General features: G+C 70.6%; 18 protein-coding genes. 8 read left to right on the top strand and 10 right to left on the bottom strand.

Annotation, left to right across the window (positions count from 1 at the left end; all coding sequences use genetic code 11):
* The first annotated feature begins 231 nt into the window (after window positions 1–231).
* From ACIBLC_RS18205 to ACIBLC_RS18190, 4 genes are all read left to right on the top strand, one after another.
* A complete protein-coding gene (locus ACIBLC_RS18205; protein WP_399211970.1) occupies window positions 232–1491 on the top strand; it encodes an NADP-dependent malic enzyme in 1260 nt (419 codons plus the stop codon).
* 319 nt (window positions 1492–1810) lie between these two features.
* Window positions 1811–2776, top strand: coding sequence for a zinc-binding dehydrogenase (locus ACIBLC_RS18200; RefSeq protein WP_399211969.1), 966 nt, complete (start codon window positions 1811–1813; stop codon window positions 2774–2776).
* A 131-nt stretch (window positions 2777–2907) separates the two neighbouring features.
* The gene (locus tag ACIBLC_RS18195; RefSeq protein WP_266832452.1) at window positions 2908–3117 is read left to right on the top strand and encodes an HTH domain-containing protein; all 210 of its coding nucleotides are present in this window, start codon (window positions 2908–2910) and stop codon (window positions 3115–3117) included.
* Window positions 3117–3680, top strand: coding sequence for a Clp protease N-terminal domain-containing protein (locus ACIBLC_RS18190; protein WP_399211968.1), 564 nt, complete (start codon window positions 3117–3119; stop codon window positions 3678–3680). The genes ACIBLC_RS18195 and ACIBLC_RS18190 overlap by 1 nt, the downstream gene beginning before the upstream one ends.
* Before the next feature lie 78 nt (window positions 3681–3758).
* On the opposite strand, the gene ACIBLC_RS18185 is transcribed toward ACIBLC_RS18190, so the two are convergent.
* Window positions 3759–4892, bottom strand: a complete 1134-nt coding sequence (locus ACIBLC_RS18185) for a helix-turn-helix transcriptional regulator (protein ID WP_399211967.1) — start codon at window positions 4890–4892, stop codon at window positions 3759–3761.
* Window position 4893: 1 nt separating this feature from the next.
* On the bottom strand, window positions 4894–5991 hold the full coding sequence (locus ACIBLC_RS18180) for a DUF4097 family beta strand repeat-containing protein (RefSeq protein ID WP_399211966.1): 1098 nt from the start codon (window positions 5989–5991) through the stop codon (window positions 4894–4896).
* Between the two features lie 170 nt (window positions 5992–6161).
* On the opposite strand from ACIBLC_RS18180, the gene ACIBLC_RS18175 reads away from it, so the two are divergent.
* Complete coding sequence (locus ACIBLC_RS18175) at window positions 6162–7001, top strand: hypothetical protein (RefSeq protein ID WP_399211965.1); 840 nt, start codon at window positions 6162–6164, stop codon at window positions 6999–7001.
* Between the two features lie 79 nt (window positions 7002–7080).
* Here the strand turns inward: ACIBLC_RS18175 and ACIBLC_RS18170 are convergent, their stop codons facing one another.
* The 5 genes from ACIBLC_RS18170 to ACIBLC_RS18150 all read right to left on the bottom strand — a co-directional run bounded on the left by ACIBLC_RS18170 (window position 7081) and on the right by ACIBLC_RS18150 (window position 14303).
* Complete coding sequence (locus tag ACIBLC_RS18170) at window positions 7081–7278, bottom strand: DUF6104 family protein (RefSeq protein WP_399212195.1); 198 nt, start codon at window positions 7276–7278, stop codon at window positions 7081–7083.
* Window positions 7279–7448: 170 nt separating this feature from the next.
* Window positions 7449–11282 carry a multifunctional oxoglutarate decarboxylase/oxoglutarate dehydrogenase thiamine pyrophosphate-binding subunit/dihydrolipoyllysine-residue succinyltransferase subunit gene (locus tag ACIBLC_RS18165; RefSeq protein ID WP_399211964.1) on the bottom strand — a complete coding sequence of 1278 codons (3834 nt, stop codon included), beginning with the start codon at window positions 11280–11282 and terminating at the stop codon, window positions 7449–7451.
* A 292-nt stretch (window positions 11283–11574) separates the two neighbouring features.
* The gene (locus ACIBLC_RS18160) at window positions 11575–12735 is read right to left on the bottom strand and encodes an ATP-binding protein (protein WP_399211963.1); all 1161 of its coding nucleotides are present in this window, start codon (window positions 12733–12735) and stop codon (window positions 11575–11577) included.
* Window positions 12736–12775: 40 nt separating this feature from the next.
* Complete coding sequence (locus ACIBLC_RS18155) at window positions 12776–13513, bottom strand: response regulator transcription factor (RefSeq protein ID WP_399211962.1); 738 nt, start codon at window positions 13511–13513, stop codon at window positions 12776–12778.
* Between the two features lie 112 nt (window positions 13514–13625).
* On the bottom strand, window positions 13626–14303 hold the full coding sequence (locus tag ACIBLC_RS18150) for a spermidine synthase (protein WP_399211961.1): 678 nt from the start codon (window positions 14301–14303) through the stop codon (window positions 13626–13628).
* A gap of 323 nt (window positions 14304–14626) precedes the next feature.
* Here ACIBLC_RS18150 and ACIBLC_RS18145 point away from each other — a divergent pair, with 323 nt between their 5' ends.
* Entirely contained in the window at window positions 14627–15262 is a 636-nt protein-coding gene (locus ACIBLC_RS18145) for a rhomboid-like protein (protein ID WP_399211960.1), read from the top strand.
* Between the two features lie 3 nt (window positions 15263–15265).
* Here the strand turns inward: ACIBLC_RS18145 and ACIBLC_RS18140 are convergent, their stop codons facing one another.
* Window positions 15266–15916, bottom strand: coding sequence for a GNAT family N-acetyltransferase (locus ACIBLC_RS18140; protein WP_399211959.1), 651 nt, complete (start codon window positions 15914–15916; stop codon window positions 15266–15268).
* 184 nt (window positions 15917–16100) lie between these two features.
* On the opposite strand from ACIBLC_RS18140, the gene lon reads away from it, so the two are divergent.
* Window positions 16101–18521, top strand: a complete 2421-nt coding sequence (gene lon / locus ACIBLC_RS18135; RefSeq protein WP_399211958.1) for an endopeptidase La — start codon at window positions 16101–16103, stop codon at window positions 18519–18521.
* Window positions 18522–18591: 70 nt separating this feature from the next.
* Here lon and ACIBLC_RS18130 read toward each other — a convergent pair whose 3' ends face one another.
* Window positions 18592–19428, bottom strand: a complete 837-nt coding sequence (locus tag ACIBLC_RS18130) for a lysozyme (RefSeq protein ID WP_399211956.1) — start codon at window positions 19426–19428, stop codon at window positions 18592–18594.
* 280 nt (window positions 19429–19708) lie between these two features.
* On the opposite strand from ACIBLC_RS18130, the gene ACIBLC_RS18125 reads away from it, so the two are divergent.
* A complete protein-coding gene (locus ACIBLC_RS18125) occupies window positions 19709–20200 on the top strand; it encodes a MarR family winged helix-turn-helix transcriptional regulator (protein ID WP_399211955.1) in 492 nt (163 codons plus the stop codon).
* Between the two features lie 93 nt (window positions 20201–20293).
* Here the strand turns inward: ACIBLC_RS18125 and ACIBLC_RS18120 are convergent, their stop codons facing one another.
* Window positions 20294–21082, bottom strand: coding sequence for a hypothetical protein (locus ACIBLC_RS18120; protein WP_399211954.1), 789 nt, complete (start codon window positions 21080–21082; stop codon window positions 20294–20296).
* Window positions 21083–21286 lie beyond the last annotated feature (204 nt).

Genomic DNA, 21286 nt, shown 5'->3' with positions numbered 1-21286 from the left:
TGAGTCATGTCGCCGACGTGTGGCCTTCGCGCTATGGACTCGCGGACGGCCCGTTCCGTCGGGTAGGAAGGTTCTTTACACCCCTCATCCGGGGCTCAGGGCGCGTGTGCGGCGCGCCCGTCGCGTTCTGCCCGTACGCAACCACGGCGGCTGGGCCTGCGCGGTGCCCGCCCACCCCTCAATCAGGAGTGGTCACCCTCAAAAACTTGAAGACTTAAGGGGTAAAACAAAGTGGCAGCGGAGATTGTCAATCCTCGCACCGCGAGCAGTGGTGACAGCAGCGGCGGCGACGGTGCCGGCGGCAGTACGAGTCAGGAGCGCGCGGGCGAGCCCCTCGATTCCTTCGACCCCGTGTTCGCGCTGCACCGCGGCGGCAAGATGGCCGTGCAGGCCACCGTGCCCATCCGCGACAAGGACGACCTTTCCCTCGCGTACACGCCCGGCGTCGCCAAGGTGTGCACCGCGATCGCCGAGAACCCGGAGCTCGTCGACGACTACACGTGGAAGTCGTCGGTCGTCGCCGTCGTGACGGACGGTACAGCGGTGCTGGGGCTCGGGGACATCGGGCCCGAGGCCTCCCTTCCGGTGATGGAGGGGAAGGCGATCCTCTTCAAGCAGTTCGGCGGGGTCGACGCCGTGCCGCTCGCGCTCGCCTGCACCGGCGTCGACGAGATCGTCGAGACGGTGGTCCGGCTGGCACCCTCCTTCGGGGGAGTGAACCTGGAGGACATCTCCGCGCCCCGCTGCTTCGAGATCGAGCGCAGACTCCAGGAGCGGCTGGACATCCCGGTCTTCCACGACGACCAGCACGGCACCGCGGTCGTGACCCTGGCGGCCCTGCGGAACGCCGCGAAGTTCACCGGGCGCGAGCTGGGTGACCTGCGCGCGGTGATCTCCGGCGCGGGTGCGGCCGGTGTCGCCATCGCCAAGTTCCTGCTGGGGGCCGGTCTCGGTGATGTCGCCGTCACGGACCGCAAGGGTGTCGTCTCCTCGGACCGCGACGACCTGACGGACGTCAAGCGCGAGCTGGCCTCGATCACCAACAAGGCGGGGATCTCGGGCTCGCTGGAGTCCGCGCTGTCCGGCGCCGACGTCTTCATCGGCGTTTCCGGCGGTACGGTGCCGGAGCCGGCGGTGGCTTCCATGGCCGAGGGCGCGTTCGTGTTCGCCATGGCCAACCCGAACCCCGAGGTGCATCCGGACATCGCCCACAAGTACGCGGCCGTCGTCGCGACCGGGCGGTCGGACTTCCCGAACCAGATCAACAACGTGCTGGCGTTCCCCGGGATCTTCGCGGGCGCCCTTCAGGTGCGGGCCTCCCGGATCACCGAGGGGATGAAGATCGCGGCGGCCGACGCGTTGGCCGCGGTGGTCGGGGACGATCTTGCCGCGGACTACGTGATTCCCTCGCCGTTCGACGAGCGGGTGGCCCCGGCGGTCACCGCCGCGGTGGCCGCGGCCGCTCGGGCGGAGGGTGTGGCTCGGCGCTGAGCCGTGGATCTGGCCCCGCCGGGAAGTCTCGGCGGGGCCAGTTTTTTCGCCCCCTCCGCCCCTGCCCGTCCCGTCCCTGGGGGCTGCGCCCCCAGACCCCCCTTTCGCGCTTCGCGCTCGTCCTCAAACGCCGGACGGGCTGAAAGATTTCAGCCCTCCGGCGATTGAGGAGCGGGGTCTGGGGCGGAGCCCCAGGAACAAGGGACGGGCAGGGGCGGAGGGTGCGAAAACTCTGTGACCTGGGTCCCGGACACTGCGGGACGTGTGTCACAGGGGGAGCTGGTTCCCCCCGGCGGGGGCGGAGCCTATCGTCGGGGCCATGTTCGCTGCCTATGCCGCCCGAATCGACCGTGACCAGCCGCTACGTGGCCTGGAGCTGGGGGAGCGCCCGGCCCCCGAGGAAAGGCCCGGCTGGACAACCGTGAACGTACGGGCCGCCTCCCTCAACCACCACGACCTGTGGTCACTGCGCGGAGTCGGCCTGGCCGAGGACAAACTGCCGATGATCCTCGGGTGCGACGCCGCCGGGATCGACGAGGACGGCAACGAGGTCGTCCTCCACTCCGTCATCGGACAGACCGGGCACGGCGTCGGCCCCAAGGAGCCCCGCTCCATCCTCACCGAGCGCTACCAGGGCACCTTCGCGGAACAGGTCTCCGTACCCGCGTGGAACGTACTGCCGAAGCCCAAGGAACTGTCGTTCGCCGAGGCCGCCTGCCTGCCCACCGCCTGGCTCACGGCGTACCGCATGCTCTTCACCAACGCCGGGGTACGCCCCGGCGACTCCGTCCTCGTCCAGGGCGCCGGCGGAGGCGTGGCGACGGCCGCGATCGTGCTGGGGAAGGCCGCCGGGCTGCGGGTGTTCGCCACCAGCCGCGACGAGGCCAAGCGGAAGCGAGCCGTCGAGCTGGGGGCAGTGGAGGCGCTCGAATCCGGGGCGCGGCTGCCGCAGCGGGTCGATGCCGTCATCGAGACGGTGGGCGCCGCCACCTGGTCGCACTCGGTCAAGTCGCTGCGCCCCGGGGGCACCCTCGTCATCTCGGGCGCCACCAGCGGAGACCGGCCCTCGCACGCCGAACTCACCCGGATCTTCTTCCTCGAACTGAAGATCGTCGGCTCGACCATGGGCACCAAGGACGAGCTGGAGGACCTGCTGTCGTTCTGCGCCGCCACCGGTGTGCGACCCGTCATCGACGACATGTTCCCGCTCGACCGGGCCCGCGAGGGCTTCGAACGGCTGGAGTCCGGCGAGCAGTTCGGAAAGATCGTCCTCACGGTGGACTGACGATCGCCGGGTGGACCGACGATTGCCGGTGATTCTCCGTCGCGGCGGGCTCGACTTCCTCGAGCCCGCCGTTTGCCGTCTGCATGTCAACCGTGGTTGACGACCGCCTGGTGTCAATGTAGGTTGACGCTATGACCGAAGCAACGGATCTTGCCGAGCGCGCGGGTGATCGCGATCCGCGCATCGGGCTGCGGGCGGTCTCCGCGCTGCGGAGGCTGCTGGAGCAGTTGGAAGCGGTACAGGTGCGCAGTGCGCGCAATCAGGGCTGGTCCTGGCAGGAGATCGCCGCGGAACTCGGAGTGACCAGGCAGGCCGTGCACAAGAAGTACGGGAGGCAGTGATGTTCGAACGGTTCACGAAGGACGCGCGGGCCGTCGTCGAGGGTGCGGTCGAGCACTGTGAACGGGCCGGGGAGAGGCGGGTCGAGGAAGCCCACATGCTGCTCGCCCTCCTGGACCGGGAAGGCAGCCGGGGCTCGTTCGCCCTGACGTCGCTCGGGCTGGCCGGGCGACGTGACTCGGTCGTACGGCAACTCGCCGAGGCGCGGCGGCGTGGTGGGCTCTCCCGCGCGGACGCCGACGCCCTCTCCGGTCTCGGTATCGACCTCTCGGAGATCGTTTCCCGGATTGAGGAGGCGCACGGGGTGGGCGCACTGGAGCCGGGGCAGCGCCGCCCCGGCCGACGGTCGCGGCGGCCCGGCTTCACTTCGGGGTCCAAGGACGTGCTGGTCCAGTCCCTGCGGATCGCTCTCGCTCATCAGGACCGGCACATCGGCGACGAGCACCTGCTGATGGCTCTCGCCGCACGGCCCGGCGTCCCCGCCGAGGTACTGGCCGATCATGGCGTCACGTACGCGGGGGTCGCACGGGTGCTATACGGAGGCGGGGAGGCCAAGGCGGGGTGAGGTTGGGGGCGGGGTCGGGAGGGGGCCCGACCCCGCCCCCGCTCCTCGAGCACCGGACCAGGGGGCCGTCCCGGACCGCTAAGAGCGGTCAGCCCTGCGCAGGGTTGACCCGATGTGTGCTGCGGCCCTCGACAAGTGGTCGCGGGTCAGGCGCAGTTGGTCCTCCGTGACCCCGTGGTCGCGGGCCGCGTCGCGGATGTCGTCGCGGAAGCGGTCCAGGAGGCGGTCGAGGTCGCGGGCCGGGCTGCCGGTGGAGTCCTCGTGGGCCCAGGAGGGTTCGTAGTCGGCGGGGAAGTCGTCCGGGGTGACGGTGTACTCCGGCTCCCTCGGCTCCTTGGCCTCCCGCGCCTTTGTCTCCCTCGCCGGTTCGCCGGCCGGTTCCGTCCGGCCGAAGCCGAAGTCCTTGCCGAAATCCTTGCTCAGATCCTTGCCGAAGTTCTTTCCGAACTCGCCGAACTCCTTGACCAGTTCGGTCAGGCCCTCGCGGACCCCCGTCGGCCAGTCGCCCCGAGCGAAGTGATCCTGGACCTGGTCCTGGACATGCCTGGCCATACGCTGCATCTCCTCCTGGGCCTGGGCGCGGGCCCTTTCCTGAGCTTCCTTGGCCTGGCGGCGGGCGCGCTGCGCCTCGTCGCGGGCGCGGCGGCTCTCGTCCTTCGCGCGCCGGGCCTGCTCCTTCCACTCCTGCTTGACGCGGCGCATCTCCTCCTTCGCGACCCGCCACGACTCCTTGTCGCGGAAGTCCCCGGAGTCCCCGAACTCGCCCTGCGCGGTCTCGTGTTCCTTGCCCGCACCGCTGCCCGTGCCGCCACCGGTGCCGCCCCACCGGGCCTCCGTGGCCGCCGCCCGCATCTCGCGTCGCAGATCACCCGCGGCGCCCCGTACGTCGGCACGGATCTCCGCGGCGAGCTCCGCCACGGACTCGCGGATCTCCAGCTCCAGATCGGCCAGCTCGCCACTGCGGTCGGCGAGTTCTGCACGGCCCGCGTCCGTGATCGCGTACACCTTGCGACCGCCCTCGGTCGTGTGCGTAACCAGTCCCTCGGTCTCCAGCTTCGCCAGCCGGGGGTAGACGGTCCCCGCCGAGGGGGCGTACAGGCCCTGGAAGCGCTCCTCCAGGAGCCGGATCACCTCGTACCCGTGGCGCGGCGCCTCGTCCAGCAGCTTCAGGAGGTAGAGGCGAAGGCGGCCATGGGCGAAGACGGGGGGCATCTCAGAGCACCTTCTTGTCGGTCGGGCCGTCGGTCGGGCCGTCGGTCGGGCCGTCGGTCGGGCCGTCGGTCGGGCCGTCGGGCGAGGCATCGGGCGAGGCAGCGATCGGGCCGTCGGGCGAGGCGTCGATCGGGGTGCCGGAGGGGGTGTCGGTGGGAGCGTCCGAGGCGGAGCTCGACGGGGAGTCGGGCGCGGCGCCGTGCGGTTCCTTCGGCGGCTCGGGGACGGTGTCCCGTGGTCCCTTCGGCGGCTCGGGGACGGCGTCGCGAGGTTCCTCTCGCGGTTCGTCCTCCGTCGGTGGCCGCCGCAGGAGGGCGATGGAACCGGAGACGGTCATCGCCTTCAGCTTGCCGTTGCCCGCGCCCAGTCGGCCGGTGATCTTCTTGGCGCCCCACTGCCCGCCGACCCGGAGATCCTCGAAGGCGCTGGAGACACTGCCGCTCGCGGTGTTCGCCTCCACCACCGCGTCCGCCGGCTGGGGGAGCCTGATGGCGATCTCGCCCGAGACGTTCGACAACTGGACGTCCGTCGGTGAGCCCGTGGCATCCAGATCCACGATCATCGAGCCGCTGACCGACTCGGCCCGCACGGAGGAGCCCGAACCCTCGACGACCGTCAGATCGCCGGAGACGGAGTGGAAGCGGAGATCGCCGGTGACGGCCTGGGCCTCCAGATTCCCCGCCACGGTGTCCACGCGTACCGGACCCGACAAGCGCACCAGGGTCGTGTCACCCGTGACGCCCTTCACCTCGACCCGGCCGTCCGTGCCGGACACGACGGCGGCGGCGCCGACCACGCCCACCTCGACCTGGATGCCCACCGGAACGGCCAGGGAGACCATCGCGCTGCGACGCCAGCCCTTGCGGTCGAGCCACTTGAGGAAGCCCTTCCAGGGAAGGTCCTCGTACGCCACCGTGAGCGTGCCGTCCTCGTGGATCACCTGGAGCGGCGGGCCCTCGATCTCGGAGACTTCGAGCCGGGCGGAACCCTCGTCGGTACCCACGACGTTCACTGTTCCGTTGACAACGCGCACACGCAGTGCCGTCACGGGGGCGTCGAAGGTGAGCTTTCCGGGCTCTGCGACGGACCACTCGGACATGGTGCGACCTCCTCGACAGGATCGGGATGGGACGCGCCATATCGCGTCTTCCATGCAACACGATATATCGCGGATACGGAAAGTCAAGACACTTCCTCCCGAGGGTCTCCGGTCGGGATTGAGCCGAACAAAACGGGCAAGTCATTACCAAGTGGGCCTAACGTATGACCATGTCCACGACGTCCGGCGAGCCCTCCGGCCGAACCCCCGGCGCCCTGCTCCTCTGCCGGGCGCGACCCGAGTCCGTCGGGCCCGCCGCCCAGCTGCTGCGTGAGCGGATGCTGCTCATCGGTGCCGGCACAGATGCCGATGCCGAGTGGAGCGTGCTGGTTCCGGAGGGCAGGCCCTGGGTGCACGGTGCCGAACCCGTCGACCGGGTGCTCACCGGCTGGGCCACCGCTCTCGCCGTCGGCGCCCCCTGGCCCGTACTCGCCCTCTGGTGGGACGCCGACCACAGCGGCTGCACCCTCGCCTCGGGTTTCCGCCGCACCGTCGGCTACGAGTGGCTGGCGAACGGCACCCCGGTCGGCGAGGACGAGGCGATGCGCACCCTCGCGGCCCGCCTCGGTCTCGATCCCGTACTGGACATGCAGGCCCTGGAGCAGTTGACCGAGCCCGACTCCGCCGCCGGCGCCCGCACCCGCATGCTCGGGCTGCTCGCCGTCCTCACGCGCGCGGGTGTGGCACTTCCGCCCGGGATCACCCCCGGGGAGCCCGTCGGAAGGCTCCGTGAAGCAGCCCGTGTCCAGCCCGGTGTCGAACAGATCGAGTGGCCGGGGTGGCGTGCCGCCGTCGGCGCGGAACTCGACGTCGTGGAGGGCGGCGACCTGGGGCCCTGGCTGCGGGGCCCGAAGGCCCGCGCCCTGGCCGTGGCCCAGTTGGCCGCGGGCCTGCCGCTCGCCGGCTGGGGAATGAGACGCGGCAGCGGCGGCTGGACCGCGGCCGGGCTCCTGCTAGCGATCCACGGTGCGCTCGGACTGGCGTACGACCGGCTGCGGGCCGTCGGCTGACACCCGCACCCGCACCCACACCCACAGGCCGCGGTGATCAGACCGGCACAGGCGCCCCAGGCCCGCCGGAACGGAAGCCCTACGCGTCCCCGTCGTCCTCCTCGTCCTCCTCGTCGTCCAGCCGTGCCAGCCACGTCGCCAGCCGCTCCACCGGGACCTCGAAGTCCGGGTTGAGATCGACAAACGTGCGCAGTTGCTCGGCGAGCCACTCGAAGGTGACTTCTTCCTCGCCGCGCCGCTTCTCCAGTTCCTCGATGCCGCGGTCCGTGAAGTACAACTCATGCTCCTGATGCGAACGGGACAAGCCCTGGGGTCTACCCCCTCAGGGTAGGCCGTGGCCCCACCGGGTCCGAGACCCCGTACGACGAACGCCGGAGGCCCGGCCCCCTCGAAAGGGGACCGGGCCTCCGGCGTCGTACAGACCGTGTCGAGACCCGTGTCCGAGACCTACGCCTCGAACACCTCCCGTACCAACTGCTCCTGCTCGGCCTGGTGCCGCTTCGCGGAACCCACGGCGGGCGACGAGCCGGCCGGGCGCGAGATGCGCCGAAGCCGCTCGCCGTGCGGGATGTCCGCGCCGACCGCGAGGTCGAGGTGGTCGATCAGGTTGAGGGCGATGAAGGGCCACGCGCCCTGGTTCGCCGGCTCCTCCTGGGCCCACAGGTACTTCTCGGCGTTCGGGTACTTGGCGATCTCCGCCTGGAGCTCGGTACCCGGGAGGGGGTACAGGCGCTCGATGCGGATGATGGCCGTGTCCGTGCCGCCGCGCTTCTTACGCTCGGCCTCGAGGTCGTAGTAGATCTTGCCGGCGCAGAAGACGACCTTGCGGACCGCCGTGGCCTCGACGGTGTCGTCGCCGATGACGGGGCGGAAGCCGCCCGTCGTGAACTCCTCCGCGCTCGACGCGGCGGCCTTGAGGCGCAGCATCGACTTCGGGGTGAAGACCACCAGCGGCTTGTGGTGCGGGTTGTGCACCTGCCACCGCAGGAGGTGGAAGTAGTTCGACGGGAGCGTCGGCTGGGCGACCGTCATGTTGTTCTGGGCGCACAGCTGGAGGAAGCGCTCGATACGGGCCGACGAGTGGTCCGGGCCCTGGCCCTCGTAGCCGTGCGGCAGGAGCAGGGTGACGCCGGACGTCTGGCCCCACTTCTGCTCGGCCGCCGAGATGTACTCGTCGACGACCGTCTGCGCGCCGTTGACGAAGTCGCCGAACTGCGCCTCCCACATGACCAGCGACTCGGGACGGGCCAGCGAGTAGCCGTACTCGAAGCCCATGACCGCGTACTCGGAGAGCAGCGAGTCGTAGACGTTGTAGCGGGCCTGCTCGTCCGAGAGGTACTGGAGCGGGGTGAAGTCCTCGCCCGTGCGGCGGTCGATCAGCACCGCGTGGCGCTGGCCGAAGGTGCCGCGGCGGGAGTCCTGGCCCGACAGGCGCACCGGGGTGCCCTCCAGGAGCAGCGAACCGATGGCGAGGGTCTCGCCCATGCCCCAGTCGATCGTGCCGTCCTCGATCATCGCCGCCCGGCGCTGCAACTGCGGGAGCAGTCGCGGGTGCACGGTGACGTGGTCGGGGATGTTGACCTGCGACTCGGCGATGCGCTTCACGACCTCCTGGGAGATCGCGGTCGTCACGGCCACCGGGAACTCCGGCTGCGCCTCGGGGACATGAGCCTCGGGCGCCTGCGAGATGGCCTCGCGGACCTCGGTGAAGACCTTCTCCAGCTGGCCCTGGAAGTCCTGGAGCGCCTGCTCCGCCTCTTCGAGGGTGATGTCGCCGCGACCGATGAGGGACTCGGTGTAGAGCTTGCGCACCGAGCGCTTCTTGTCGATCAGGTCGTACATCAGCGGCTGCGTGAACGCCGGGTTGTCGGACTCGTTGTGGCCCCGGCGGCGGTAGCAGATCAGGTCGATGACGACGTCCTTGTTGAACGCCTGGCGGAACTCGAAGGCCAGCCGCGCGACGCGGACGACGGCCTCGGGGTCGTCGCCGTTCACGTGGAAGATCGGCGCCTCGATCATGCGGGCCACGTCGGTGGCGTACATGGACGAACGCGAGGACTCCGGGGCGGCGGTGAAGCCGACCTGGTTGTTGATGACGATGTGGACCGTGCCGCCCGTGCGGTAGCCGCGCAACTGCGACATGTTGAGCGTCTCGGCGACCACACCCTGGCCCGCGAAGGCCGCGTCACCGTGGAGGGCGACGGGCAGGACCGTGAAGTCCGTGCCGCCCTTGTTGATGATGTCCTGCTTGGCGCGGGCGATGCCCTCGATGATCGGGTCGACCGTCTCCAGGTGGGACGGGTTCGCGGCCAGCGAGACCTTGATCTGCTCGCCGTCCAGGCCCGTGAAGGTGCCGTTGGCGCCCAGGTGGTACTTGACGTCGCCGGAGCCGTGCATCGACTTCGGGTCGAGGTTGCCCTCGAACTCGCGGAAGATCTGCGCGTACGACTTGCCGACGATGTTCGCCAGCACGTTCAGCCGGCCGCGGTGGGCCATGCCGATGACGACCTCGTCGAGGCGCGACTCGGCGGCCGAGTCGATGACCGCGTCGAGCAGCGGGATGACCGACTCGCCGCCCTCGAGGGAGAAGCGCTTCTGGCCGACGTACTTCGTCTGCAGGAAGGTCTCGAAGGCCTCCGCCGCGTTCAGCCGGCGCAGGATCCGCAGCTGCTCCTCGCGCTCCGGCTTGGAGTGCGAGCGCTCGATGCGGTCCTGGATCCACTTGCGCTGCTTCGGGTCCTGGATGTGCATGAACTCGACGCCCGTGGTGCGGCAGTACGAGTCGCGCAGCACGCCGAGGATGTCGCGCAGCTTCATCAGGGACTTGCCCGCGAAACCGCCGACCGCGAACTCGCGCTCGAGGTCCCACAGGGTGAGCCCGTGCTCGGTGATGTCCAGGTCGGGGTGCTTGCGCTGGCGGTACTCCAGCGGGTCGGTGTCGGCCATGACGTGGCCGCGGACCCGGTAGGAGTGGATCAGCTCGAAGACGCGGGCGGCCTTGGTGACGTCGTCGTCGTGGCTGGCGTCGATGTCCTTGAGCCAGCGGACCGGCTCGTAGGGGATGCGCAGGGCCTCGAAGACCTCGTCGAAGAAGCCGTTCTCGCCGAGGAGGAGGTTGGCGACGATCCGCAGGAACTCGCCGGAGGCGGCGCCCTGGATGACCCGGTGGTCGTAGGTCGACGTGAGCGTCATGACCTTCGAGATGCCGAGCTTGTTCAGGGTGTCCTGGGAGGTGCCCTGGAACTCCGCCGGGTAGTCCATCGAGCCGACGCCCATGATGACCGACTGACCGGGCATCAGACGCGGCACGGAGTGGACGGTGCCGAGGCCGCCGGGGTTGGTCAGCGAGACCGTGACACCGGTGAAGTCGTCCATCGTCAGCTTGCCGTCACGGGCGCGCCGGACGATGTCCTCGTAGGCCTGCCAGAACTCGAAGAAGTTCAGCTTCTCGGCCTTCTTGATGCCCGCGACGACCAGCTGGCGGTCGCCGTTGGGCTTCACCAGGTCGATGGCGAGGCCGAAGTTGACGTGCTCCGGCTTGACCAGGGTCGGCTTGCCGTCCTTCTCCGTGAAGGAGTAGTTCATCGACGGCATGGCCTTGATGGCCTGCACCATCGCGTACCCGATGAGGTGGGTGAAGGAGATCTTCCCGCCCCGGGCGCGCTTCAGGTGATTGTTGATGACGATGCGGTTGTCGAAGAGCAGCTTCACCGGGACCGCGCGCACGGACGTGGCCGTGGGCACCTCGACCGAGGCGTTCATGTTCTTCACGACCGCGGCGGCGGGGCCGCGCAGCGTCACGTACTCCGGACCGCCCGGAGCCTCGGTGGCGGGCTCGGCCTTCGCGGCGGCCGGCTTGGCGGCCGCCGGAGCGGCCTTCGCCGGAGCCGTAGCCGGAGCCGCAGCGGCGGCCTTGGCCGGAGCTGGAGCCTGAGCGGCTGCCGCGGGCTGAGCCGGAGCGGGCGTCGGCGCGGCCTGCGCCGGCGGAGCCGCCTGGGCGGGCGGCGCGGCAGGGGCCGCGGGAGCGGCCGGAGCCGCTGGGGTGGTCGCTGCGGCCCCCGCGGCCGCAGTGCCCGACGGAGGCGAGGCGACGGCGGCGCCCGGCTTGTAGTCGGCGAAGAAGTCCCACCAGGCTCGGTCTACCGAATTCGGGTCCTGGAGGTACTGCTGATAAATCTCGTCGACGAGCCACTCATTGGGCCCGAACGCGGCAGCCGGGTTCTTCCCGGCTGCCTGGTCTTCGGTCGAGATGCTCGAGTTACTGGGGGACTGTGGCGACACGGCGGTAACCGCCCTCTTCCGCTTCACAAGGTGATGGACAGCGGGAATTAAGGCTACGCCCCCGTGGCCGGGAAGGTCAGGCCGGGCCGGTGCATCGTCGTGTAAGTCACACCGGAAAGCGTGTTTCGGTGGTGGAAATGGCGGGAAACAAGCGTGGTTCCGGTTCGGAACGGGCGCGTTGGAGTGCGTGGATCGGAGGTCGCGGCACGACTCACGCGGCTCTCTGCCTGATCACACGTGTCCGTCGGGGACGGACGCCGGTGGATCTTGTGGCTCCGGCTCGAACTTTACGTCAACTTGGCAGAGATGGAAGCCCCGGAAGGCTGACCTGGATCCGGCAGCCCCGCTCGGATTCGGCCACACCGATGCGGCCGCCGTGCAGATCGACCGCCCAGCGCGCGATGGCCAGGCCGAGACCCGTACCGCCGTCGCTGCCGGGACCGTGCGGCGAGGGGACCCCGCCGCGGTTGAACCGCTCGAAGACGCGGTGCCACTCCGACTTCGGAATGCCGGGGCCCTCGTCCAGGATCTCCAGGGCGAGGGACTCGGGGTGGTCGCCCCGTCTGGCCTTGACGGTGACGCGGCCGTGCGCCGGGCTGTGCTTGACCGCGTTGTCGATGAGGTTGGCGACGACCTGGTGGATCCGCTCCGGGTCCGCGTGCGCGGTCAGCTCGGGCGGGGACACGTCGAGGTGCAGATGGACGTCCGTGCGGGTGTGGCTGCCGGAGCCCGACGCGATGCCCGCGCGCGCGGAGGCGACCATGTTGGCCTCCTTCAGCACGCCCGACAGGTACGGCCACACCTCGAAGCGCCGCTGGCGCAGCGGTACGACGCCGTTGTCCAGCCTGGACAGGTCCAGCAGCGTCTCCACCAGCCGTCCCAGGCGCTCGGTCTGCTTGAGCGCGGTCCGCATGGTCTCGGGATCGGCGGCGGAGACACCGTCCACGACGTTCTCCAGGACCGCGCGCAGCCCCGCGATGGGGGTGCGCAGCTCGTGGGAGACGTTCGCCACGAGCTCCTTGCGCTGCCGGTCCTGGGCCTCCAGCTCGTCGGCCATCAGGTTGATCGTCTGGGCCAGGTCGCCCAGCTCGTCGCGGCGGTCGTCGCGCACCCGGCGGGTGTAGTCGCCGTGCGAGATGGACCGGGCGACCGCGTTCATCTCGTCCAGCGGGGCCGTGAGCGAGTGCGCCACGAACTGCGTTATCAGCAGTGTGGCGATCATCGAGAAGACCGTGATGAAGCGCAGTTCGGTCTGCGTGCGCGCCGCGATGATCGACAGGCCGGTGGTGATGAAGACCGAGACGACGACCAGGGTGCCGAGCTTGGTCTTGATGGAGAAGGGCCGCACGCCGCTCCAGGGACTCTCGTCCCTGGTCTCCCCGAGTCCGGAGCCCGCCCGGTGGCGCTCCCCGAACCCGGGTCTCGCGCTCTTGCGCTCTCCGAACCCGCTCATCACATCAGCCCCCTAGACAAGGTCCCGGCAGAGGCCCGGCTCAGGGAGTCGGGGTCTCCAGGGCATAGCCCACGCCGTGCACCGTACGGATGCGCTCGGCGCCGATCTTCCGGCGCAAGGCCTTGATGTGGCTGTCCACGGTCCGTGTGCCGGACGCGTCCGCCCAGTCCCAGACCTCGGCGAGCAACTGCTCACGCGAGAGTACGGCCCGCGGGGTGTTCGCGAGGCATACGAGGAGGTCGAACTCGGTGGGCGTGAGGTGCACGTCCTCCGAGCGCACCCGGACCCGGCGCTGCGCGTGGTCGATCTCCAGTTCGCCGAGGCGGAGGATCCCGCTGCGCGGCGTCGAGGCGGCCACCACGGCGCGCTCCACCCGGCGCAGCAGGACGTGCACGCGGGCGGCCAGCTCACGCATGGAGAACGGTTTCGTCATGTAGTCGTCGGCGCCGACGCCCAGACCGACCAGCATGTCGGTCTCGTCGTCGCGCGCGGTGAGCATCAGCACCGGAACCGGGCGCTGGGCCTGCACGCGGCGGCAGACCTCAAGACCGTCGAAGCCGGGGAGCATGATGTCGAGGATCAGCAGATCGGGCTGCCAGGCCTCGGCGGTGTCGACGGCGGCCGGGCCGTCGCCCGCGGTTTGCACCAGGAACCCCTCGGCGCGCAGACGCGCCGCGATGGCGTCGACGATGGTCGGGTCGTCCTCGACCACCAGAACCCGTCGTTGAGCGCCCTGCGTCGCCGCCGCGCCGTTCTGGGAGGTGTGTGTCTGCTCCATCGCCCGCCCCTGAGGTGTGCTTTCCGGAATCCGTGGGGTGATCCCATGACTGCCCCTGACGCCGAATGATCTGCGTCAGGGAAGCAGAGTACGGGCAGTAACCGCGCCTCGGCTATCCAGGTCTGACCGCGAGATGGACCACGTCGGGAACGCCCCGGGCAACGGGGATCTCTTCGGTACGCACCCCCTTGAACCCGGCATTCCGTAGGGTTCCTTCAAATTCCGGAGAGGGTTGCGCGGACCACACGGCGAGCACCCCGCCGGGCCTCAACGCCCTTGCGCAGCTTGCCAGTCCGGCCTTCGAGTAGAGGCTTTGGTTGCCCTCGGTGACCGTCCAGCCGGGCCCGTTGTCGATGTCCAGGCACAGGGCGTCGTATGTGTCGGAGATCTCATTGACGTGGGTGAGCAGGTCCGCTTCGACGATGCTCGTACGCGGGTCGGCGAGCGCCTGGGCCGACAGCGCGGCCAGCGGTCCGTCCAGGTGCCATTCGATGACCGCCGGCTCGCGCTCCACGACGGTGATACGCCCCCAGCAGGGATCCCCGGCCGCGTGCGCGAGGGAGAACCCGACGCCGAGGCCGCCGATCAGCACGCTCGGCTCCGCCCGCCCGTCCAGCGCGTCGCGGGCGGCGTCCACGAGCAGCCGCTCCGAACGGCCGTCGGAGGTGTCCATCAGAAAGCACCCGTTGGCGATGATCTGGAGCAGCGCGCCATGGCGACGCAGCACGACCTCGCCGTACGGGCCCTCGCGGCGGTCGATCACTGCGGGGGCGTCGTACGAGGTGGCCATCGGCCCATCCTGGCAGTTCCCCGCGGCCGGGTGGCCGATTTACCGGAGGTCCCCCCCCTGGCGTGGCCGGGGATTCGCTGCGAGTCGGCTCAGGCGTGGCGGCGGTCATGGACAGGGACGTGAGGGGGCGCGCAGGGTTGGGGGGAACGGAAGGGGCACCTCACCGTGAAGCGGAGCGGGACCGAGCGGGCCGGGGCCCCGGAGTCGGGGGCCCTGGAGACGGGGCCCCGGAGGCGGGTGCGCCACCGATCGAGGGTGCGCCGCGGCAGCGCTGCGGCTCCTCCGCCGGGCACGCCGCGCCGCCTGCGGCTCCGCGCCGCCCGGTGGTTCGCCCCTGGCGGCTGCTCCCCACCCCCGCCCCCACCTGCACACCGTTCATCCTCGGGTACGCGGCCGTCCTCGTCGTCACCCCGCTGATCGCGGAGTACGCCGCCCCCTCGCTCGTCCACGCGCTGCACCAGGGGTCCAGTACCGATGCCGCACACCTCGCACGGACCCCGGTGCCGGCCCTTGCCGCCGATGCGCTGTGGATCGCGGGCGGGATGCTCTCCCCGTACGCGCTCGGGTTCCTGATGGTCCTCACCGCGCTGGAGCGGCGCGTCGGCGGTCCGCGGACGGCCGGTGTCTTCCTGCTCGGGCAGGTGATCGCCACGTCGGCCACCGAGGTCCCCGGCGGACCGGCGGTGCCGGCCGGGCACCTGCCCGACAGTTCCCCGCACCGCCTCGACCACGGCGTCGGCTTCGGTGCCGCCGCGAGCGTCGGGGCGCTCGCGGGTCTGCAGCCCCCCTGGCTGCGTCGGCCGCTCCTCACCGTCTTCGGCGCGAGCCTTGTCGCCGACCTGGTCGCGTTCACCGACCCAATGACGAACCGGGGACACCTGATGGCCCTGGCGATCGGTGTCGCGACCTGGCCGCTGGTACGGCGCCAGGGCCGGGGACGCCCGCCCGCGGCAGACTGACGCTCACGCGCCCCCGGTGAACTTCGCGCTGGTCAGCGGCGCCTCCACGCGCCACCCGAGGGACTCGTACAGCGCACGCCCGTCCGGCGTTCCGGCGAGTACGCCGGTCGTGGCGCCCCGCGCGGCCGCCGCGTGCGTCAGTGTGCGCACGACCAGGCGTCCGAGCCCTCGCCTGCGGTGCCCCGGCGCGGTCTCGATCCGGTCGGCCACCGCCGTCCGGCCGATGGCCGCGATCTGGCCACGCGCGGCGCAGGAGCCGTCCGGTGCCGCGAGCAGCAGGCGGGTGACGTCGCCGTGCGACCAGGTGCGCAGGCGGTAGCCGGTGGGCGGGGCGGAATCCCCGGAGGTGCCGGTGAGCGGCACCGACATCAGGAAGCCGGGCTCGGGGTCGACCCACCAGCCCGCACCGAGCCAGGGCCCGACGACCGAGGGCTCGGCGAACACTTTGAGCCAGACTCCCGCACCGGTCACCCCGTCGGCGACCTTCCGGACCACCGCCTCCTCGACCGCCCCGTTCGTCGCCCCGAGAACATGGCGTGACACATGCTCCGTTTCTCCCACGTCGACGGAGCACCCCCACGACTCGGCCACCGGCGGTGCCGCCCCACGCGAGAGAACCCAGCCGTCGACCCAGGCCCGTACGGTCTTGTCCACCAGCACTCCTTGTAATGGTCTCTGATTGATTTTGATGCTTACTGTAGCCCGGGTGTGGGATTCGCCAGAGCCCGTCCGGCAGGGCGAAGGCCCCGATCGCTGACAGCGAACACCGCCGGGGAACACCGGAGCGCTCACAAGCATTGAGTCTGCATAGCTCAACTTGCTTGTCGAGAGGAAGATCATGGCTGCCGATTCCACTCCTACTTCGCTCAACCTGCCAGTGCTGCCGCTCGACGACGAGGTCGTGCTGCCCGGCATGGTGGTTCCGCTGGACCTGAACGACACCGAGGTGCGCGCCGCGGTGGAGGCCGCCCAGGCCGCTGCCCGTACGACGCCGGGGAAGCCGCAGGTGCTGCTGGTACCGCGGGTGGACGGGACGTACGCGGGCACGGGAGTGCTCGGGACGGTCGAACAGGTCGGCCGCCTTGCCGACGGCGACCCGGGCGCACTGATCCGCGGCCGCGGTCGCGTGAAGATCGGCGCCGGGACCACCGGTCCGGGAGCCGCCCTGTGGGTCGAGGGCACCCGCGTGGACGAGACCGTGCCCGAGCCGCTGCCCGGCCACGTCACCGAACTTGTCAAGGAATACAAGGCGCTCGCCACCAGCTGGCTGCGCAAACGCGGCGCCTGGCAGGTCGTGGACCGCGTCACCGCGATCGACGACGTCTCCGCCCTCGCCGACAATTCCGGGTACTCCCCCTTCCTCTCCACCGAGCAGAAGGTGGAGCTGCTGGAGACCGCTGACCCCGTCGCCCGCCTGAAGCTGGCCACTCAACTGCTCCGCGAGCACCTCGCCGAGCAGGATGTCGCCGAGTCCATCGCGAAGGACGTACAGGAAGGTGTCGACAAGCAGCAGCGCGAGTTCCTGCTGCGGCGCCAGCTCGACGCCGTACGCAAGGAGCTCCGTGACCTCAACGGAGAGGGCGGGGAGGACGAGAGCGACGACTACCGTTCCCGTGTCGAAGCCGCAGACCTTCCGGAGAACGTCCGCGAGGCCGCCCTCAAGGAGGTCGAGAAGCTGGAGCGCGCGAGCGACCAGTCGCCCGAGGGCTCGTGGATCCGCACCTGGCTCGACACCGTGCTCGAACTGCCGTGGAACGAGCGCACCGAGGACGCGTACGACATCCAGGGCGCCCAGGCGGTCCTCGACGCCGAGCACGCGGGTCTCGAGGACGTGAAGGAGCGGATCACCGAGTACCTCGCGGTCCGCAAGCGGCGTGCCGAGCGAGGGCTCGGCGTGGTCGGCGGCCGTCGCGGCGGCGCCGTGCTCGCGCTCGTCGGACCTCCCGGCGTCGGCAAGACCTCGCTCGGCGAGTCCGTCGCGCACGCCATGGGGCGCAAGTTCGTACGGGTCGCCCTCGGCGGCGTACGCGACGAGGCCGAGATCCGCGGACACCGGCGTACGTACGTCGGCGCGCTGCCCGGCCGGATCGTCCGCGCCATCAAGGAGGCCGGGTCGATGAACCCGGTCGTGCTCCTGGACGAGATCGACAAGGTCGGCTCCGACTACCGCGGCGACCCCGCCGCGGCACTCCTCGAAGTACTCGACCCCGCCCAGAACCACACCTTCCGCGACCACTACCTGGAGGTCGAACTCGACCTCAGCGACGTCGTCTTCCTGGCGACCGCCAACGTGCTGGAAGCCATCCCGGAGGCCCTGCTCGACCGCATGGAGCTGGTCCGCCTCGACGGCTACACCGAGGACGAGAAGGTCGTCATCGCACGCGACCACCTGCTGCCGCGCCAGCTGGAGCGGGCCGGTCTGGAGAAGGACGAGGTCGCTCTCGACGAGAGCGCGCTGCGCAGGCTCGCGGGGGAGTACACCCGGGAGGCGGGCGTACGGAACCTGGAGCGCGGGATCGCCCGGCTGCTCCGCAAGGTCGCCGCTCAGCACGAACTCGGCGAGCGGAAGCTGCCGTTCACGGTGACCGAGGACGACCTGCGCGGGCTCATCGGGCGGCCGCACCACGTGCCCGAGTCCGCCCAGGACCCGGCGGAGCGCCGCACCGCGGTGCCCGGTGTCGCCACCGGCCTTGCCGTCACGGGCGCGGGCGGTGACGTCCTCTTCGTGGAGGCGTCGCTCGCCGACCCGGAGACGGGCGCGGCCGGTCTGACCCTCACCGGTCAGCTCGGCGACGTGATGAAGGAGTCGGCGCAGATCGCGCTGAGCTTCCTGCGGTCGCACGGGGCCGAACTGGAACTGCCGGTCGGCGACCTCAAGGACCGGGGCGTGCACATCCACTTCCCGGCGGGCGCCGTTCCCAAGGACGGTCCGAGCGCGGGCGTCACCATGACGACCGCTCTCGCCTCGCTGCTCAGCGGCCGGCTGGTCCGCACGGACGTGGCGATGACCGGTGAGGTCTCGCTCACCGGCCGGGTCCTGCCCATCGGCGGCGTGAAGCAGAAGCTGCTCGCCGCGCACCGGGCCGGGGTCACCACGGTCATCATCCCCAAGCGCAACGAACCCGACCTGGACGACGTCCCGGCCGAGGTCCTGGACAAGCTCGACGTCCACGCGGTGACGGATGTCCGCCAGGTGCTGGAGCTGGCGCTCGCTCCGGCGACGAACGGCGCCGCCGCGGAGGTTCCGGTGGCGGCGTGACGGACGCCATCGGTTGAGGAGGGCCCGGGTCCCGCGAGGGATCCGGGCCCTCCCATGCCCACCGGGCCCGTCAGCCGTTGGCGAGCGCCACGACCCGGTCCAGAGCCCCGTTGTACTTGTCGTGGTCGCCGACCGTCGGACCGGACGACGTGTACTGCCACATCGTGTAGAAGCCCCAGCCCGCCGGCAGCGTGCCCACGGCGGTGGCGTAGCGGGCCACCCACAGCGGGCTGGCCGACGCGAAACCCGCGTAGTTGCCGGTGCACTCCGTCCACCAGCTGGTCGCCGTGTAGATCACGGCGTCCCGCCCGGTGCGCGCCTTGTACTGGCTGAGGAAGCTGCTGATCCAGCTGATCATGGCGCTCTGCGTCTTGCCGTAGCAGGAGGCCCCGTACGGGTTCCACTCGATGTCGAGCACACCGGGCAGCGTCCTGCCGTCCCTGGACCAGCCGCCGCCGTGGTCGACGAGATAGTTGGCCTGCACGGCACCGGTCGTGGTGTCGGGGGTCGCGAAGTGGTACGCGCCGCGGATCATGCCGACGTCGTACGAACCGTTGTACTGCTGGGCGAAGTAGGGGTTCGTGTAGTACGTCCCTTCCGTCGCCTTGGCGTACGCCCATTTGACCCCGCTGCCCCACAGGGTCGCCCAGTCGACGTTGCCCTGATGGCTGCTGACGTCCACGCCCTCCGTCTGGGTGGCGTCACCGGTGGCAGGGGTGCCGCCCTGGCCGTCGTGGGCGACGACGCCCATGCCCAGGCGGGCGGAGCCACGGGCGGGGAAGTCGGCCGCGGGGGCCGGGAGGGTGAGGAGGAGGGAGAAGGCGGCGAGCAGGATCCCGAGAGCGGAGAGGCGCTTCGGGAAGTACGGGCCGGGGGTGGTTCCAGGTCTGTGTCCGTGCGCGGGCATGTCGTGCCTCCGAGAGGATCGGTGGTGCACGGTGGTGCTCGGTGGGGGGAACGCGGGCGGCATGGACCACCTCTGTCAGGGCGGGTCCGCATCGACCCGCTGGTGGCGTGGCCATGCCACTGATGTGCCTGGCCCTGAAGCTACGCAGGGAGAAGACGGCGTGGGAAGGGGGGCCGGACGCTGCCGTTGGTCTACGCCTGAGAAATACTGGCGGAGCTGCGGCGATGGTGATTTTTGGCAGTAACTTTCAGGATCCGGAAACCGAGGCAGGGGTGCTGACGTGCACGAGAACGGAAACGGCGACGGACATCGCGCCGAACCCACGGCGTCCCGAAGTGGTGTGGACCAGGAATTCCCGGCGCTGGAACGCGAGTTGACGGTGTTCCTGCGGCGCGCCCGGGCCTCCTCCGGCGAGATGGCCCGCGAGGTCCATCCCGACCTGGAGTCCTCCGCGTACGGGCTCCTCGTCCGCCTGGAGGAGTGCGGCCGCCAGCGCGCCACGGAACTCGCCGCCTACATCGGCGTCGGCAAGGCCACCATGTCCCGCCAGCTCCGTGCCCTCGAGGACCTCGGCCTCGTCGCCCGTGAGCCCGACCCCGCCGACGGCCGCGCCTGGCTCGTCCACCTCACGGAGGAGGGCCGCTCCCGCTTCAGCACGGTCCGGGAGGCACGAAGGGCCCGGTACGTGCGGCAGCTGAAGGGCTGGGACCCGCGGGAGGTCGCGGAACTGGCCCGGCTGCTGCACCAGCTGAACACCGGCCTGGAGAAGTAGCCGGACACCGGCCTGGAGAAGTGGCGGGACGGCGGCCTGGATAAGCGAGCGGGCGCGGGGCCGGGGGAGCGGCCGGCCGCGCCACGGGGTGGCTCACCAGTCCACGAACACCACTGTCGCGTCGTCATGGGTCTTGCTCCGCCCCAGCCGCACCCGCTGCTCCGCGTCCGCGGTCTCCAGGGCCCGTACGCGGTCCACCACGGCCTGGGCCCCTTCCTTCCGCACGACGGTGAACAGGTCCGTCCAGTCGCCCTCCCCGAACTTCTCCACCCACCGGGTGGCGCCGTCCGTCAGGGCGGCCAGGGCGTGGACGGCGGACCGGGGCAGCGAGCCCGTCACCGCGCGCGTCGCCACCCAGGGATCCGCGGCGGCGGTGAAGAAGCCGCCCTCCTTGTTGCGCAGGGTCGCGTCGGTGCGGGCGGCGGAGGTGAGAGTCGCGAGGGGGACCCGGGAGAGGCGGTCGTCGAGGAGCGGCATGACCGAGCCGTCGGGGGACTCCAGCAGCAGCACGGAGTCCGACAGGACCAGGTACTCGACCTCGGTGGCGGACCAGCGTGCGAGGACGACGGTTGCCTGGGGTGTGCGTGGGTGAGAAAGGTCACAGGTTCCCGCGTGGGCCCCGGCCGTACGCGAAATGGCACGCGCGAGGATCTCCGGCAGCGTCAGATCCCGGCGGGTAAGGGACAGTTCGGTCAGTGCTCCGCCGAGATGTGCGGAGAACCAGGCGACGGAATGCACGCAGCCGTCACCGCCCGCGGGTGGTGTCACGCCGTCGAGTAAGACCAGCGCGCCCCCCTGTCCTGAGGCGGGAAGTCCGACCGATGCGAAGTCCTCATTGGGGTGGGCCGGGTCGCCGGGCTCCGAGACGAGTTCAGTGCGCATCCAGCCAGTCTGCACGAGCCCTTCACAAGGCCCACAAGAGGCTTCCCTCGGTCGTCGATCGGGCGCGGACCAGCAGCTCAGGCGCCGGTTTTGGCATGGAATGATCGACTCCGGTGAAGCGTGGCGGCGAATACTGCCAAAGCCCGTCGCTCACGTCCAACCGGCCTGCCGCGCGGGCGCATCGCACGCGCCAGAGGAACTTGC

It is taken from the genome of Streptomyces sp. NPDC050535, from assembly GCF_044457665.1.
GTDB lineage: Bacteria > Actinomycetota > Actinomycetes > Streptomycetales > Streptomycetaceae > Streptomyces.
This window is presented reverse-complemented; position numbering and strand designations above follow the sequence as displayed.

Bases quoted from the DNA above. Each gene is read 5' to 3' on its own strand.
- ACIBLC_RS18200 (WP_399211969.1), top strand. From the start codon at position 1,811: ATGTTCGCTGCCTATGCCGCCCGAATCGACCGTGACCAGCCGCTACGT.
- ACIBLC_RS18195 (WP_266832452.1), top strand. From the start codon at position 2,908: ATGACCGAAGCAACGGATCTTGCCGAGCGCGCGGGTGATCGCGATCCG.
- ACIBLC_RS18190 (WP_399211968.1), top strand. From the start codon at position 3,117: ATGTTCGAACGGTTCACGAAGGACGCGCGGGCCGTCGTCGAGGGTGCG.
- ACIBLC_RS18185 (WP_399211967.1), bottom strand. From the start codon at position 4,892: ATGCCCCCCGTCTTCGCCCATGGCCGCCTTCGCCTCTACCTCCTGAAG.
- ACIBLC_RS18180 (WP_399211966.1), bottom strand. From the start codon at position 5,991: ATGTCCGAGTGGTCCGTCGCAGAGCCCGGAAAGCTCACCTTCGACGCC.
- ACIBLC_RS18175 (WP_399211965.1), top strand. From the start codon at position 6,162: ATGTCCACGACGTCCGGCGAGCCCTCCGGCCGAACCCCCGGCGCCCTG.
- ACIBLC_RS18160 (WP_399211963.1), bottom strand. From the start codon at position 12,735: ATGAGCGGGTTCGGAGAGCGCAAGAGCGCGAGACCCGGGTTCGGGGAG.
- ACIBLC_RS18155 (WP_399211962.1), bottom strand. From the start codon at position 13,513: ATGGAGCAGACACACACCTCCCAGAACGGCGCGGCGGCGACGCAGGGC.
- ACIBLC_RS18150 (WP_399211961.1), bottom strand. From the start codon at position 14,303: ATGGCCACCTCGTACGACGCCCCCGCAGTGATCGACCGCCGCGAGGGC.
- lon (WP_399211958.1), top strand. From the start codon at position 16,101: ATGGCTGCCGATTCCACTCCTACTTCGCTCAACCTGCCAGTGCTGCCG.
- ACIBLC_RS18130 (WP_399211956.1), bottom strand. From the start codon at position 19,428: ATGCCCGCGCACGGACACAGACCTGGAACCACCCCCGGCCCGTACTTC.
- ACIBLC_RS18120 (WP_399211954.1), bottom strand. From the start codon at position 21,082: ATGCGCACTGAACTCGTCTCGGAGCCCGGCGACCCGGCCCACCCCAAT.